Here is a 12,232-nt window from a genome sequence, read left to right as displayed (position 1 = left end):
CAGCTCAGGGCGCGACGAGGTGGTCGAAGAGTTCGCGCGCCGAGGCCGGCAACTGCTCCCGGTTGCGCGCGATGAGCTTGAGCTCGCGCTCGGCCCACGCATCGCTGAGCGAAACGGTCGCGATCCGCATCGCCATCGACAGCCGCTGCGCCGACGAGGCCGGCAGCACGCCGATGCCCACGCCCGCTTCGATCATCAAACAGATCGCCTCGAAGCTGCTGACCTGGATGCGCGGATTGAAGCCCCGCCCCGCCAGCTCCGCGCGGCGCTGCAGGAAGCGATGGATCGCGCTGCCGTGATGCAGGCCCACGTGCTGCTCGTCGAGCGTGTCGGCAAAGGCCACCGAAGGCGCGCCGGCGAGGTGATGCGTCTTCGGCACCACCAGCACGAGCTGGTTGCTGCCGAAGGCGCGCGCGTCGAAATCGCCGGTGTGCACGTCGCCCGCGAGGATGCCGATGTCGGCCTCGCCATCGGCCACCGCGCGCACGATTTCTTCGCTCAGGTATTCGCGCAGGTCCACCTGCACGGCCGGGTGCTGCGTGAGGAAACCCGCAAGCTTCTGCGGCAGGTATTCGGTGATCGACGTGGTGTTGGCGAACACGCGCACATGGCCCTTGATGCCCTTGCCGAAGTCCTGCATGTCGCAGCGCAGGTGCTCCATCTGCTGCATCACGCGCTTGGCGTGGTACAGCACCGCTTGCCCTGCCGCCGTGAGGCTCACGCCTTGCGCGCTGCGGTGCAGCAGCTTGCCGCCCACGGCCTCCTCCATCTGCTTGATGCGGGTGGAGGCGGCAGCCAGCGAGATGCAGGCCTTCTCCGCGCCGCGCGTGAGGCTGCGCGCGTCCGCCACGTAGACGAACAGTTTCAGGTCGAACAGGTCGAAATGCAGGTTCACCGGGTGGGCATGCAGGAAGCGGGAGGAGCGTGCATTGTCCGGCGAATGGCGCCGCCCGCATCCGCTCGCGGGTTTGTCCTCATGTCCTCAAACTGGGTCCCAGCTGAACACGTCGGCCGAGCGGTCCAGCGGATAGAAGCTCGCACGCATCGCGGGCATGGCGTGCTCGGCAATGCTCTGCGGCGTCCAGCCCTCGGAGCGATGCACCGAACGCACCGGCCGCGGCTGGCTGATGAGCGAGATTTCGTTGTTGCGCACCGAAAAAATCTGTCCATTGACCGCGCTCGCCGCATCGCTTGCGAGGTACACCGCGAGCGGCGCGACCTTGGCCGGCGTCATCTGCTTGATCTTGTCGACGCGGGCGCGCTGCTCGTCGGTGTCCGTGGGAATCGTGCCGATCATGCGACTCCACGCGAAAGGCGCGATGCAGTTGGAGCGCACGTTGAACTTCAGCATGTCGAGCGCGATGGACTTCGACAGCGCCACGATGCCCAGCTTGGCTGCCGCGTAGTTGGCCTGCCCGAAGTTGCCGATGAGGCCCGAGGTCGAGGTCATGTGCACCATCGCGCCGGCGTTCTGCTCCTTGAAGTGCGTCGCGGCCGCGCGGCTCACGTAATAAGCGCCGTAGAGGTGCACCTTGAGGACGGCGTCCCATTCGTCCACCGACATCTTGTGGAAGAAGCGGTCGCGCAGGATGCCGGCGTTGTTGACCACCGCGTCGATGCGGCCGAAGCTTTCGACGGCGCATTCGACGATGCGCGCGGCGCTGGCGGCATCGGCCACGCTGTCGGTGTTGGGCACGGCCTCGCCGCCTGCGGCACGGATCTCGTCGACCACCTGCTGCGCCGGGCCTGCGCTACCCCCTGCGCCATCGAGCGCAGCACCGATGTCGTTGACCACCACTCTTGCACCGTTCTTGGCCATGGCCAGCGCGATGTCGCGCCCGATGCCGCCGCCCGCGCCGGTGACGACGACCACTTTTCCTTCAACCATGTTTGTCTCTGCTCCGACAGGTTCGTTCGACCGCAAGTTCGCGGGCTCGATCCAGAATGCCACAGGGGGCGCGGAGCGGGTTTCTGATTTCCGAAGAGGGGCTTCAGCCCCGGCCGCGCGAACTCAGCAGCGGGCGCTGGCCTTGAAGGCAGTCACTTGCTCCGGCGTCATCCGTTGTTGCGTGGCCTTGTTCACGTAGTTCGATTCCTCGCGAATGACCTGGAACGACCCGTCGGGCTGGCTGTGCCAAACGACGTAGCCGCAATGGATGTCCATGTTCTGGAACTGGCTCACCAGGTCGGCCGCGATGTAGACGCCCGGACGCGGGGCGGACGGCGGGTTGTCGTAGCGCGTGATCTTCCGGATGCGGCGGCTCGTGACCGATCCGGACTGCGCGCTGAACTTTTTCTGGTCACTGCTCCAGCTTTCCCGCGGAGCCGTGGCCTTCATCGAGTCTGCAAAGAAACCATAAGCCTTCGCCAGATCGCCGGAATCCTTGGCCTTCAGGTATTGGTACGTCAGCGCCTCGACCTGCTGCTGGTCTTCTTCAGGTGTCGACGGCGGTTTCATCGACGGGGAGGCAGCGGCGGCCTTCTCCGGGGCGGCCGAGCCGCATCGGATTTCCTGGCGAAGCTTCAGTTCGCCGGGCGCTTTCGACGCCACCGGATCAGCGGCTTCCTGGCGCTCGAAGCTGTAGCGCCCGAAGGTGACGGGCTGGTCGCCACACAGCTTCTGCGCCGTGGGCCTCAATTGCGCTTGTCCTGCAGAAACCTCCAGCGGTTCGCTCGCCTTGAGGGTCAACTCGTACGCGGCATTGCCGAGCCGCTGGACGGCGACCTCTTCGCCCGCGATGACGGAGTGCGCCACTGCGACGAGGAGCAGGGCGCCCGCAACTGCGCGTGGAAACTTCGAGCGCATGGTTCGTCTCCCTGATCCGCGCCGGGTCACTGCCGCGCCGTGCGGATATTCGCCGGCAGCGCCTGCGGCCAGCTCGTGCGAAACGGATTGATGTCGAGCCCGCCGCGCCGCGTGTAGCGCGCATACACAGCGAGCTTGGTCGGTTTGCAGCGGCTCCAGATGTCCGTGAACATCCGCTCGGCGCACGGCTCGTGGAATTCGTTGTGGTTGCGAAAGCTCACGATGTACGCGAGCAGCCCGGCCTGGTCGATCGGCGGGCCGCTGTAGCGGATCTGCACGCTGCCCCAGTCGGGCTGGCCGGTGACGAGGCAGTTGCTTTTCAGCAGCCGGCTGGTGAGGGTTTCGTTCACATGCACCTGCGTGGTGTCGCTCGACAGAAGCTCGGGCGCGGGCTGGTAGTGCGTGCACTCGATGTCGAGCCGGTCGAGATCGAGGCCGTCGATCTCGTGCACCGGCTCGCGGTCGAACAGATCGGGCGTGAGCAGCTTCACGCCGATGCCGGCCGACTGGTCGCTGCCGCGCCATGCGGCTTCGGCCAGGTCGGTGCGCAGGTGCTCGCGCACGGCATCGATGCTCGCGAAGGTGCTGTTGTTGAAGCTGTTGAGGTACAGCTTGAACGACTTGCTCTCGATGATGTTGGGCGTTTCGCAGGGGATGGTGAAGTGCGCGATCGCCAATTGCGGCTTGCCGCGCGGATTGAGCCAGCTCACCTCGAAGGCGGTCCAGAGGTCGGCGCCGAAGAAGGGCAGCGCATCGCTCCGGATGCCCATGGCTTCGCGCTGCGTGGCGCGGGCGATGGGAAAGAGCAGCGACGGGTCGTACTTGTCGGCGTAGGCCGAGGCGCGGCCGAGTTGCGATTGTTCGGGGGTGTTGGGGTTGTCCGGGTGGTTGTCGAGGCTCATGGCGTCTTGTCCTTGGCGTCCGTGGCATGGGCGAACGGCGCGATGTGGTTGGCGAGGATGGTGCAGACCTCGGGCGGGAGGTCATGGCCCATGCCGGGAACTGAAATGAAGGTCGAGCCGGGGATGCGCGCCGCCGAATCCTTGCCGCAGGCGATGGGCACGAGCGCATCGGCTTCGCCGTGCAGCACCAGCGTCGGACGCTGGATGCGCGCGAGCACCTGGGGCCGGTCGTCGTCGGCGCCGATGGCGAGCATCTGCCGCATCAGCCCGGCCGGGTGGTAGGCGCGGCGCATGCTGAAAGTGAGGCGCTCGGCCAGTTCCGCGTCGGTCTGCGGATAGGCCGGGCTCTGGATCAGCCGCAGCAGCTTGATGCTGTGCGCCACCAGCTCGGCCTCGCCCTTGCCCAGGGGCCTGCGCATGAGCATGGCGCCCACTTCGCGGCGCGGACCGGGCAGGCCGCGCGCGCCGCTCGAACTCATGATGCTCACGAGGCTGGCGGTGCGCTCCGGCGCCGTGGCGGCCAGGCGCTGCGCGATCATGCCGCCCATCGAGGCGCCGACGATGTGCGCCCTGGCGATGCCCAGCGCGTCGAGCACGCCGATCGAATCGTGCGTCATGTCCTGCAGCGTGTACGCCGAGCGCACCTTCAGTCCGAGCCGATGGCGGATGGTTTCCCAGACGATGTTGCGCACGCCCGCATGGTCGAAGCCCTGGCTCAGGCCGATGTCGCGGTTGTCGTGGCGTACCACGCGAAAGCCCTTGTCGACCAGCTGCTGCACGAAGGTAGTCGGCCATGCGACCAGCTGCATGCCCAGGCCCATGATGAGCAGGATGACGGGGCGTCCTTCGCCTCCGGTGTCGTCGACTTCGATCTGCAGCCCGTTGGCGGTGACTTTCATCGGTTCCTTGTTGTCATTTGAATTCGCGCTCGCGCAGCCACTTGGTGGCGACCCATTTCTCGCCGGCCAGTACCGGCGCGCCGCCATGCAGCGTGCGGGTGACGGGGTCGGGCCGGTCGTAGCTGAAGAAGACGCCGGTGCCGCGCACGGGCGCCACTTCGAGTCCCACGTCGGGGAAGGTGGTGGCGCCGCCCTGCTCGGGCTCCTGCAGGTACATCACGAGCGTGGCCACGCGCTGGCCGCCGCGTTTCAGGATGGTGGGCGTGCCGGGCTCGTTCGGGTCGAAATAGTCGTAGTGCGGACGGTACTGGGCACCGGGCGCATAGCGCAGGATCTGCAGGCCTTCGCCGTATTCGAGCGGCCAGCGCAGCAGCATGGCCAGGCGCTGCTCCAGGCGCGCGACGATCTCGTTCTCGCCGCGCTCGAAGAACATGCCGTCGCTGGTGCGATCGACGTTGAGCACTTCACCACCGGTGCGTGTCTCGACAGTGAGCGAACGCGCGAGCCGCACGCGCGCCGCGGCGATCAGCCCCTCGCACTCCTCGCCCGACAGCAGGTTGCCGAAGACGATGACGCGCGGATGCCGCATCGTCTGCAGCACCTGGATGCGGCGGTCGCCGGCATCGAGATACAGCGGCGCACCATCGAGATCGGGGCCAGGCATCTCGGTGCGCACCGGCGCCAGCGCCACCTCGACATTGGGGAAGCCGGCCTCCAGTTGGGCCAGCGCCACGTCGGTTGCCGCATCGTGCCAGCCGGCCGCGCGCATCGAGAGGCGCAGCGCAGGCACCGAATGACCGGCCGCCAGTTGGGCCACCAGCCATTCGCGCAGCTCCGGACTGATCGGTTGGGACATCAGACTTTTCTCCTGAACACCAGCCTTTCGGCGGTTGAGACCTCTGGGTCGAAACCATAGCCTTCGAGGTCGAACTTTTCCAGCGCCTTGGGCGTGGCCGCTTTGTGCAGCACGGCCCAGCGCGCGAGCAGGCCGCGGGCGCGCTTGGCGAAGAAGCTCACGATCTTGTACTTGTCGCCCTTCCACTCCTGGAACACGCATTCGACCACGCGCGCCTTGAGCACCTTCTGGTCGACCGACTTGAAGTATTCCTGCGAGGCCACGTTGACGACGACCGGCGTGCGGTCGGCCGCCAGGCGCTCGTTCAGGTGCTCGGCGATGCGCGAGCCCCAGAAGGCGTACAGGTCCTTGCCGTGGCGGTTCGCGAGCTGTGTGCCCGTTTCGAGCCGGTAGGGCTGCAGGCGGTCGAGCGGGCGCAGCAGGCCATAGAGGCCACTCAGGATGCAGACGTGGTCTTGCGCCCAGGCGAGCTGCGCGGGCGTGAAGCTGCGGGCATCGAGGCCGCCGTAGACGTCGCCGTCGAAGGCGAAGGCGGCCTGGCGGGCGTTCTTCGCGGTGCTTTTGGCGGACCAGGCCTCGTAGCGCGCCGCGTTGAGGGCCGAGAGCTTGTCCGACAGGTGCATCAGTTCGGAAATCTCGAGGGGCGACTTCTCGCGCAGGATCTTGATCAGCTCGGTCGAGGGACCGCGGGGGGCTTCGAAATGGGGTTGGGTGGCGGGGACTTCAGGAGGAACCGGAGTGTCGTAGTCGAGCGACTTTGCAGGGGAAAGCAGGAAGAGCATCCCGGAATTATGAGTGGCGCCTGTGTCACCGGGTCGCCCCGGTAAAATCGTGGGCTGTCCCACCTGTCCCCACGCGGCGCCCCCGAAGGCGCCGCCCTGCATTCCCCATGAGCGAACCCACCACCCCTGCCGCCCAACCTGGACTGGAGAGCCTCTCCAAATCGTTCGAACCCGCCGCCATCGAGGCGCACTGGGGCCCCGAATGGGAGAAGCGCGGCTACGCCAAGGCGGGCTTCCGCGGCACGCAGCAGCCCAAGGAAGGCGCCGAGTCGTTCGCGATCCAGCTGCCGCCCCCGAACGTGACCGGCACGCTGCACATGGGCCATGCGTTCAACCACACGATCATGGACAGCCTCACGCGCTACCACCGCATGAAGGGCGACAACACGCTGTGGCTGCCGGGCACCGACCACGCCGGCATCGCCACGCAGATCGTGGTGGAGCGCCAGCTGCAGGAGCAGAAGGTCAGCCGCCACGACCTGGGCCGCAAGAACTTCGTGGCGCGCGTGTGGGAGTGGAAAGAGAAGTCGGGCAACACCATCACCCAGCAGATGCGGCGCCTGGGCGACACGGTGGACTGGAGCCGCGAGTACTTCACGATGGACGACGACCTCTCGGCGGTCGTGACGCAGACCTTCGTGAAGCTGTACGAAGAAGGCCTCATCTACCGCGGCAAGCGCCTGGGCAACTGGGACCCGGTGCTCAAGACCTCGGTGAGCGACCTCGAGGTCGAGAGCGAAGAGGAAGACGGCTCGCTCTGGCACATCGCCTACCCGCTCGAAGATGGCAGCGGCACGCTGACCGTGGCCACCACCCGGCCCGAAACCATGCTCGGCGACACAGCCGTGATGGTTCACCCCGAGGACGATCGCTACAAGCACCTGATCGGCCAGCGCGTGAAGCTGCCGCTGGTGGACAAACTGATCCCGATCATCGCGGACGACTACGTCGACAAGGCATTCGGCACCGGCGTGGTCAAGGTCACGCCGGCCCACGACTACAACGACTATGCCGTCGGCCAGCGCCACAAGCTCGAGATGATCGGCGTGCTCGCGCTCGACGCGACCATCAACGACAACGCACCCGAGAAGTACCGCGGCATGGACCGCTTCGTGGCGCGCAAGGCCATCGTGGCCGACCTCGATGCGCTGGGCCTGCTCATCGAGGTGAAGAAGCACAAGCTGATGGTGCCGCGCTGCGCGCGCTCGGGCGCCATCGTCGAGCCGATGCTCACCGACCAGTGGTACGTGGCCATGACGCGCCCCGGCGCCGACGGGCAATCGATCGCGCAGAAGGCCATCGACGTGGTGAAGTCGGGCGAGGTGCGCTTCGTGCCCGAGAGCTGGGTCAACACCTACAACCACTGGATGGAGAACATCCAGGACTGGACGATTTCGCGGCAGCTCTGGTGGGGCCACCAGATTCCGGCCTGGTATGACGAGGAAGGCAACGTGTACGTGGCCGAGAACGAGGCCGACGCACAGGCCAAGGCACCCGGCAAGAAGCTCACGCGCGACGAGGACGTGCTCGACACCTGGTACTCGGCGGCGCTGGTACCCTTCTCTTCGCTCGGCTGGCCCGACAAGACGCAGGACCTCGACCTGTACCTGCCCTCGCAGGTGCTCGTGACGGGCTACGACATCATCTTCTTCTGGGTCGCCCGGATGATCATGATGACCAAGCACTTCACCGGCAAGGTGCCGTTCAAGGACGTGTACATCCACGGCGTGGTGCGCGATGCCCAGGGCAAGAAGATGAGCAAGTCCGAAGGCAACGTGCTCGACCCGGTCGACCTGATCGACGGCATCCAGCTGCCCGAGCTGCTCGACAAGCGCACGCAGGGCCTGCGCAAGCCCGAGACGGCGCCCGCGGTGCGCAAGAACACGCAGAAGGAGTTTCCGGAGGGCATTCCGGCCTTCGGCGCCGATGCGCTGCGCTTCACCTTCGCATCGCTCGCCTCGCTCGGACGCAGCATCAACTTCGACTCGAAGCGCTGCGAGGGCTATCGCAACTTCTGCAACAAGTTGTGGAACGCCACGCGCTTCGTGCTGATGAACTGCGAAGGCCAGGACTGCGGCCTGATGGAGCACACGAAGGAAGAGTGCAAGGTTGGCGGCCCGGCCCACGGCTACCTGAAGTTCAGCCGCGCGGACTACTGGATCGTCTCGCAGCTGCAGCGCGTGGAGGCCGAAGTGGCCAAGGGCTTCGAGGAGTACCGGCTCGACAACGTGTCCAGCGCGATCTATCAGTTCGCCTGGGACGAGTTCTGCGACTGGTACCTGGAAATCGCGAAGGTGCAGATCCAGACCGGCGACGACTCGCAGAAGCGCGCCACGCGCCGCACGCTGATCCGCACGCTCGAGACGCTGCTGCGCCTGGCGCATCCGGTGATTCCGTTCATCACGGAAGAGCTGTGGCAGAAGGTGTCGAAGGTGGCGGGTCGCGAGGGCGAGTCGATCATGATCGCCGCTTATCCGAAGAGCCAGCCCGAGAAGATCGACGAGGCGGCCGAGGCGCATGTGGCGCGGCTGAAGGCGCTGGTGGATGCATGTCGCACGCTGCGCGGCGAGATGAACGTTTCGCCCGCCACGCGCCTGCCGCTCTACGCGGTGGCCGACGATGCCGAGGGCGCAGCGTTCCTGCGCGAATCGGCGCCGGTGCTGCAGGCGCTCGCCAAGCTCAAGGAAGTGAAGGTCTTCGACGACGAGGCTTCGTGGTCGGCTGCGGCCGAGGCGGCGCCTGTGGCGGTGGTGGGTGCGGCGCGCCTGTGCCTGCACATGGAGATCGACAAGGCCGCCGAGAAGCTTCGCATCGGCAAGGAGATCGCGCGCATCGAAGGCGAGATCGCCAAGGTGCACGGCAAGCTCGGTAACGAAGCGTTCGTCGCGAAGGCGCCTCCGGCGGTGATCGAGCAAGAACGTAAACGTCTGACTGACTTTAGCGCCATGTTGGAGCGACTTCGCGACCAACTTGTACGCCTAGGCTGACAGACGCAGGGCATCGAAGGCGTTTAGGATTCCTGATGCGGCCTCTTGCCGCCCCGCATCCGGAATTTCCCTCCCCCCTTTCAGAAAGACGCTGAACTGCCCATGTCCACTTCCTCGACACGCATCCGCAAGGCCGTATTTCCTGTTGCAGGCTTCGGCACTCGCTTCTTGCCGGCCACCAAGGCACAGCCCAAGGAAATGCTGCCGGTGGTCGACAAGCCGCTGATCCAGTACGCCGTCGAAGAAGCCTATGCCGCAGGCATCCGCGACATGATCTTCGTGACCGGCCGCAACAAGCGCGCCATCGAAGACCACTACGACACCGCCTACGAACTCGAAAGCCAGCTCGAAGCCGCCGGCAAGGATGCGCTGCTGAAGATCGCGCGCTCGGTGATGCCCGACGACATGACCTGCTCGTACGTGCGCCAGCCGCGCATGCTGGGCCTGGGCCATGCCGTGCTGTGCGCCGAGCACCTGGTCGGCAACGAGCCCTTCGCCGTGCTGCTCGCCGACGACTTGATGGTCGGCCCCGAGGGCGGCGAGCCGGTGCTCGCACAGATGACGGCAGCGTTCGCGCGCCTGGGCGGCTCGCTGCTGGCTGTGCAGGAAGTGCCACTGGCGCACGTCAAGCGCTACGGCATCGTGGCCGGCGACCCCATCGAGGAAGGCCTCGTGAAGGTCAACCGCATGGTCGAGAAGCCCAAGCCCGAAGACGCGCCCTCGCGCCTGGGCGTGGCGGGCCGCTACATCCTCACGCCGGGCGTGTTCGACGAGATCCGCAACCAGCCCAAGGGTGCGGGCGGCGAGATCCAGCTGACCGACGGCATCGCGGCGCTGATGAAGAAGGAATCGGTCTACGCGTATGCCTACAAGGGCATCCGCTACGACTGCGGCAGCAAGGAAGGCTTCCTGCAGGCCACCGTGGAACTGGCGCTCGCGCACCCCGAAGTGGGCGAGGAATTCCGCGAATACCTCAAGAGCCTGAAGCTCTGAGGCGCAACGGGAAGCACCAAAGCAAAAGGGGCCGCAGGGCCCCTTTTGCTTTGCGCTCGTGCAGTTGCTAGCGCCGCTTCAACACGTGGATGAAGTCGGTGCCGACGGTCTGCTGCTCCATCAGCTCGTTGCCGGTCTGGCGCGCGAAGGCCTGGAAGTCGCGCACCGAACCCGGGTCGGTCGACACCACCTTGAGCAGTTGCCCGCTCGCCATGTCGTTGAGCGCCTTCTTCGCCTTGAGGATCGGCAACGGGCAGTTCAGCCCGCGCGTGTCGATTTCGCGATCAACCTCCACGCTGGGGCTCCTCGGGCGGCAGGTTCAGGCCGCGGCGGCGTTCTTCGTTCTCGGCGGCGGTGAAGAACACAGGCTCGTGGCCGCGCGTGCGCAGCCAGTCGGCCAGCGCATAGCCCGTGCCCGCGGGCCAGCAGCGAAGGTCCGGCAGGTCGTAGAGGCGGTAGTCCACCAGCTCAGGAGAGAGCTTCACTTCGCCGTCGGCCACCACGTGGTAGGCGATGATGATCTGGTTCATGCGCTGGAAGTCGTAGGCGCCCACGAGCTTCGTGGCGCTCACGTCGAGGTTGGTTTCCTCCTTCACCTCGCGCGCGATGCCTTCCTCGGGCGTCTCGCCGGCTTCCATGAAGCCGGTGATCAGCGCGAACATCTTGCCGGGCCACGCTGCGTTGCGCGCCAGCAGCACTTGGCCGCGGTACTCGACGATGGCCGCGAGCACGGGAGTGGGATTGTTCCAGTGCGTGTGGCCGCAGTTCGGGCAGCGCAGGCGCTCCTTGGGACCGCCGTCTTCCATCAACGCGATCCATTCCAGCGGCGTGGCACAGACCTGGCAAAACTTGGGGTGGGGCATGGGGCTGCTCTTTTTATGGCTTGCAGCGCCCGTCGACCAGGGCTGCAGCGGGGTCTGTTGATTTATGCGGGGAACACGCCGGTGGAGAGATAGCGGTCGCCTCGATCGCACACCACGAACACGATGGTGGCCTTCTCGACCTTCTTGGCGATCTCGAGCGCCGCCCACAGTGCGCCGGCCGCGGAGATGCCGCCGAAGATGCCCTCTTCGCGCGCGAGGCGCCGGCACATTTCCTCGGCGTCGTCCTGGCTCACGCTGATTTCTTCGTCGACCCGGCTCGGGTCGTAGATCTTCGGCAGGTACTCGGTCGGCCACTTGCGGATGCCCGGGATGCGCGAGCCTTCGGCCGGCTGCGCGCCGATGATGCGCACCGCAGGGTTCTTTTCCTTCAGGAAACGCGAGACGCCGGTGATGGTGCCGGTGGTGCCCATGGCGCTCACGAAATGCGTGATCTTGCCCTTGGTGTCGGCCCAGATCTCGGGGCCGGTGGTCTCGTAGTGGATGCGCGGGTTGTCGGGGTTGGCGAACTGGTCGAGCACCCGGCCCTTGCCCTGCGCAACCATCTGCTCGGCAAGGTCTCGGGCGTATTCCATGCCGCCGCTCTTGGGCGTGAGCACGAGCTCGGCGCCGAAGGCCTTCATGGTCTGGGCGCGTTCGACGGAGAGGTCCTCCGGCATGATCAGCACCATGCGGTAGCCCTTGATGGCTGCAGCCATCGCGAGCGCGATGCCGGTGTTGCCCGAGGTGGCTTCGATCAGGGTGTCGCCGGGCTTGATTTCGCCGCGCTCCTCGGCGCGCTTGATCATCGAGAGCGCCGGCCGGTCCTTGACCGAACCCGCGGGATTGTTGCCTTCGAGCTTGCCGAGGATCACGTTGCCGCGCTTGGCATTTTCGGCTGCATCGATGCGTTGCAGGGCGACCAGGGGGGTCTTGCCAATGGCGTCTTCGATCGTCGGATAATTCATGGCAGCCACTGTGCCATAATTTTGGGCTTCGTTCAGAACCCTGCCCGGGTGGTGAAATTGGTAGACGCAGGGGACTCAAAATCCCCCACCGAAAGGTGTGCCGGTTCGATTCCGGCCCCGGGCACCATCGATACCTTGCTGTCGACATGGGGAAAAGGGCTTCTCTTTCATCGACGAGA

The 12,232-nt window shown here is 66.1% G+C and carries 12 protein-coding genes and 1 tRNA gene; 3 read left to right on the top strand and 10 right to left on the bottom strand.

Translation table 11 applies throughout. The annotated features are described in order from the left end of the window. Positions 1 to 4: 4 nt before the first annotated feature. From GNX71_RS07070 to yaaA, 7 genes are all read right to left on the bottom strand, one after another. The gene (locus tag GNX71_RS07070; RefSeq protein ID WP_206177663.1) at positions 5 to 895 is read right to left on the bottom strand and encodes a LysR substrate-binding domain-containing protein; all 891 of its coding nucleotides are present in this window, start codon (positions 893 to 895) and stop codon (positions 5 to 7) included. An 87-nt stretch (positions 896 to 982) separates the two neighbouring features. Next, on the bottom strand, positions 983 to 1,888 hold the full coding sequence (locus GNX71_RS07065) for an SDR family NAD(P)-dependent oxidoreductase (protein WP_206177662.1): 906 nt from the start codon (positions 1,886 to 1,888) through the stop codon (positions 983 to 985). A gap of 123 nt (positions 1,889 to 2,011) precedes the next feature. Continuing rightward, the gene (locus GNX71_RS07060) at positions 2,012 to 2,806 is read right to left on the bottom strand and encodes a DUF4019 domain-containing protein (protein ID WP_206177661.1); all 795 of its coding nucleotides are present in this window, start codon (positions 2,804 to 2,806) and stop codon (positions 2,012 to 2,014) included. A gap of 26 nt (positions 2,807 to 2,832) precedes the next feature. Then, positions 2,833 to 3,708, bottom strand: coding sequence for an NADPH-dependent 7-cyano-7-deazaguanine reductase QueF (gene queF / locus GNX71_RS07055; protein WP_206177660.1), 876 nt, complete (start codon positions 3,706 to 3,708; stop codon positions 2,833 to 2,835). Beyond that, positions 3,705 to 4,607: an alpha/beta hydrolase gene (locus tag GNX71_RS07050; protein WP_206177659.1), complete on the bottom strand. Its 903-nt coding sequence runs from the start codon at positions 4,605 to 4,607 to the stop codon at positions 3,705 to 3,707. Before GNX71_RS07050 ends, queF begins: the two co-directional genes overlap by 4 nt. Positions 4,608 to 4,620: 13 nt before the next feature. Beyond that, positions 4,621 to 5,463, bottom strand: a complete 843-nt coding sequence (locus GNX71_RS07045; protein ID WP_206177658.1) for a 2OG-Fe(II) oxygenase — start codon at positions 5,461 to 5,463, stop codon at positions 4,621 to 4,623. After that, a complete protein-coding gene (gene yaaA, locus GNX71_RS07040; RefSeq protein ID WP_206177657.1) occupies positions 5,463 to 6,245 on the bottom strand; it encodes a peroxide stress protein YaaA in 783 nt (260 codons plus the stop codon). Before yaaA ends, GNX71_RS07045 begins: the two co-directional genes overlap by 1 nt. A gap of 107 nt (positions 6,246 to 6,352) precedes the next feature. On the opposite strand from yaaA, the gene GNX71_RS07035 reads away from it, so the two are divergent. Continuing rightward, on the top strand, positions 6,353 to 9,232 hold the full coding sequence (locus tag GNX71_RS07035; RefSeq protein WP_206177656.1) for a valine--tRNA ligase: 2,880 nt from the start codon (positions 6,353 to 6,355) through the stop codon (positions 9,230 to 9,232). 102 nt (positions 9,233 to 9,334) lie between these two features. Then, positions 9,335 to 10,225 carry a UTP--glucose-1-phosphate uridylyltransferase GalU gene (galU, locus tag GNX71_RS07030; RefSeq protein ID WP_206177655.1) on the top strand — a complete coding sequence of 297 codons (891 nt, stop codon included), beginning with the start codon at positions 9,335 to 9,337 and terminating at the stop codon, positions 10,223 to 10,225. Between the two features lie 67 nt (positions 10,226 to 10,292). On the opposite strand, the gene GNX71_RS07025 is transcribed toward galU, so the two are convergent. From GNX71_RS07025 to cysM, 3 genes are all read right to left on the bottom strand, one after another. Then, complete coding sequence (locus GNX71_RS07025) at positions 10,293 to 10,520, bottom strand: sulfurtransferase TusA family protein (protein WP_206177654.1); 228 nt, start codon at positions 10,518 to 10,520, stop codon at positions 10,293 to 10,295. After that, complete coding sequence (locus tag GNX71_RS07020) at positions 10,510 to 11,088, bottom strand: NUDIX domain-containing protein (protein WP_206177653.1); 579 nt, start codon at positions 11,086 to 11,088, stop codon at positions 10,510 to 10,512. Before GNX71_RS07020 ends, GNX71_RS07025 begins: the two co-directional genes overlap by 11 nt. 62 nt (positions 11,089 to 11,150) lie before the next feature. Continuing rightward, positions 11,151 to 12,053 (bottom strand): cysteine synthase CysM, encoded by a 903-nt coding sequence (gene cysM, locus GNX71_RS07015; RefSeq protein WP_206177652.1) that lies wholly within the window; start codon positions 12,051 to 12,053, stop codon positions 11,151 to 11,153. A gap of 42 nt (positions 12,054 to 12,095) precedes the next feature. Here cysM and GNX71_RS07010 point away from each other — a divergent pair. Further along, positions 12,096 to 12,180, top strand: a tRNA-Leu gene (locus tag GNX71_RS07010). Positions 12,181 to 12,232 lie beyond the last annotated feature (52 nt).

Origin of the sequence: Variovorax sp. RKNM96, from assembly GCF_017161115.1 — a bacterium.
Classification (GTDB): Bacteria; Pseudomonadota; Gammaproteobacteria; order Burkholderiales; family Burkholderiaceae_C; genus Variovorax.
The sequence above is the reverse complement of the archived record's forward strand: the minus strand, read 5'-3'. Positions and strand labels throughout refer to the sequence as shown.

Bases quoted from the DNA above. Each gene is read 5' to 3' on its own strand.
- cysM (WP_206177652.1), bottom strand. From the start codon at position 12,053: ATGAATTATCCGACGATCGAAGACGCCATTGGCAAGACCCCCCTGGTC.
- queF (WP_206177660.1), bottom strand. From the start codon at position 3,708: ATGAGCCTCGACAACCACCCGGACAACCCCAACACCCCCGAACAATCG.
- GNX71_RS07060 (WP_206177661.1), bottom strand. From the start codon at position 2,806: ATGCGCTCGAAGTTTCCACGCGCAGTTGCGGGCGCCCTGCTCCTCGTC.
- GNX71_RS07065 (WP_206177662.1), bottom strand. From the start codon at position 1,888: ATGGTTGAAGGAAAAGTGGTCGTCGTCACCGGCGCGGGCGGCGGCATC.
- galU (WP_206177655.1), top strand. From the start codon at position 9,335: ATGTCCACTTCCTCGACACGCATCCGCAAGGCCGTATTTCCTGTTGCA.
- GNX71_RS07035 (WP_206177656.1), top strand. From the start codon at position 6,353: ATGAGCGAACCCACCACCCCTGCCGCCCAACCTGGACTGGAGAGCCTC.
- GNX71_RS07020 (WP_206177653.1), bottom strand. From the start codon at position 11,088: ATGCCCCACCCCAAGTTTTGCCAGGTCTGTGCCACGCCGCTGGAATGG.
- yaaA (WP_206177657.1), bottom strand. From the start codon at position 6,245: ATGCTCTTCCTGCTTTCCCCTGCAAAGTCGCTCGACTACGACACTCCG.
- GNX71_RS07045 (WP_206177658.1), bottom strand. From the start codon at position 5,463: ATGTCCCAACCGATCAGTCCGGAGCTGCGCGAATGGCTGGTGGCCCAA.
- GNX71_RS07050 (WP_206177659.1), bottom strand. From the start codon at position 4,607: ATGAAAGTCACCGCCAACGGGCTGCAGATCGAAGTCGACGACACCGGA.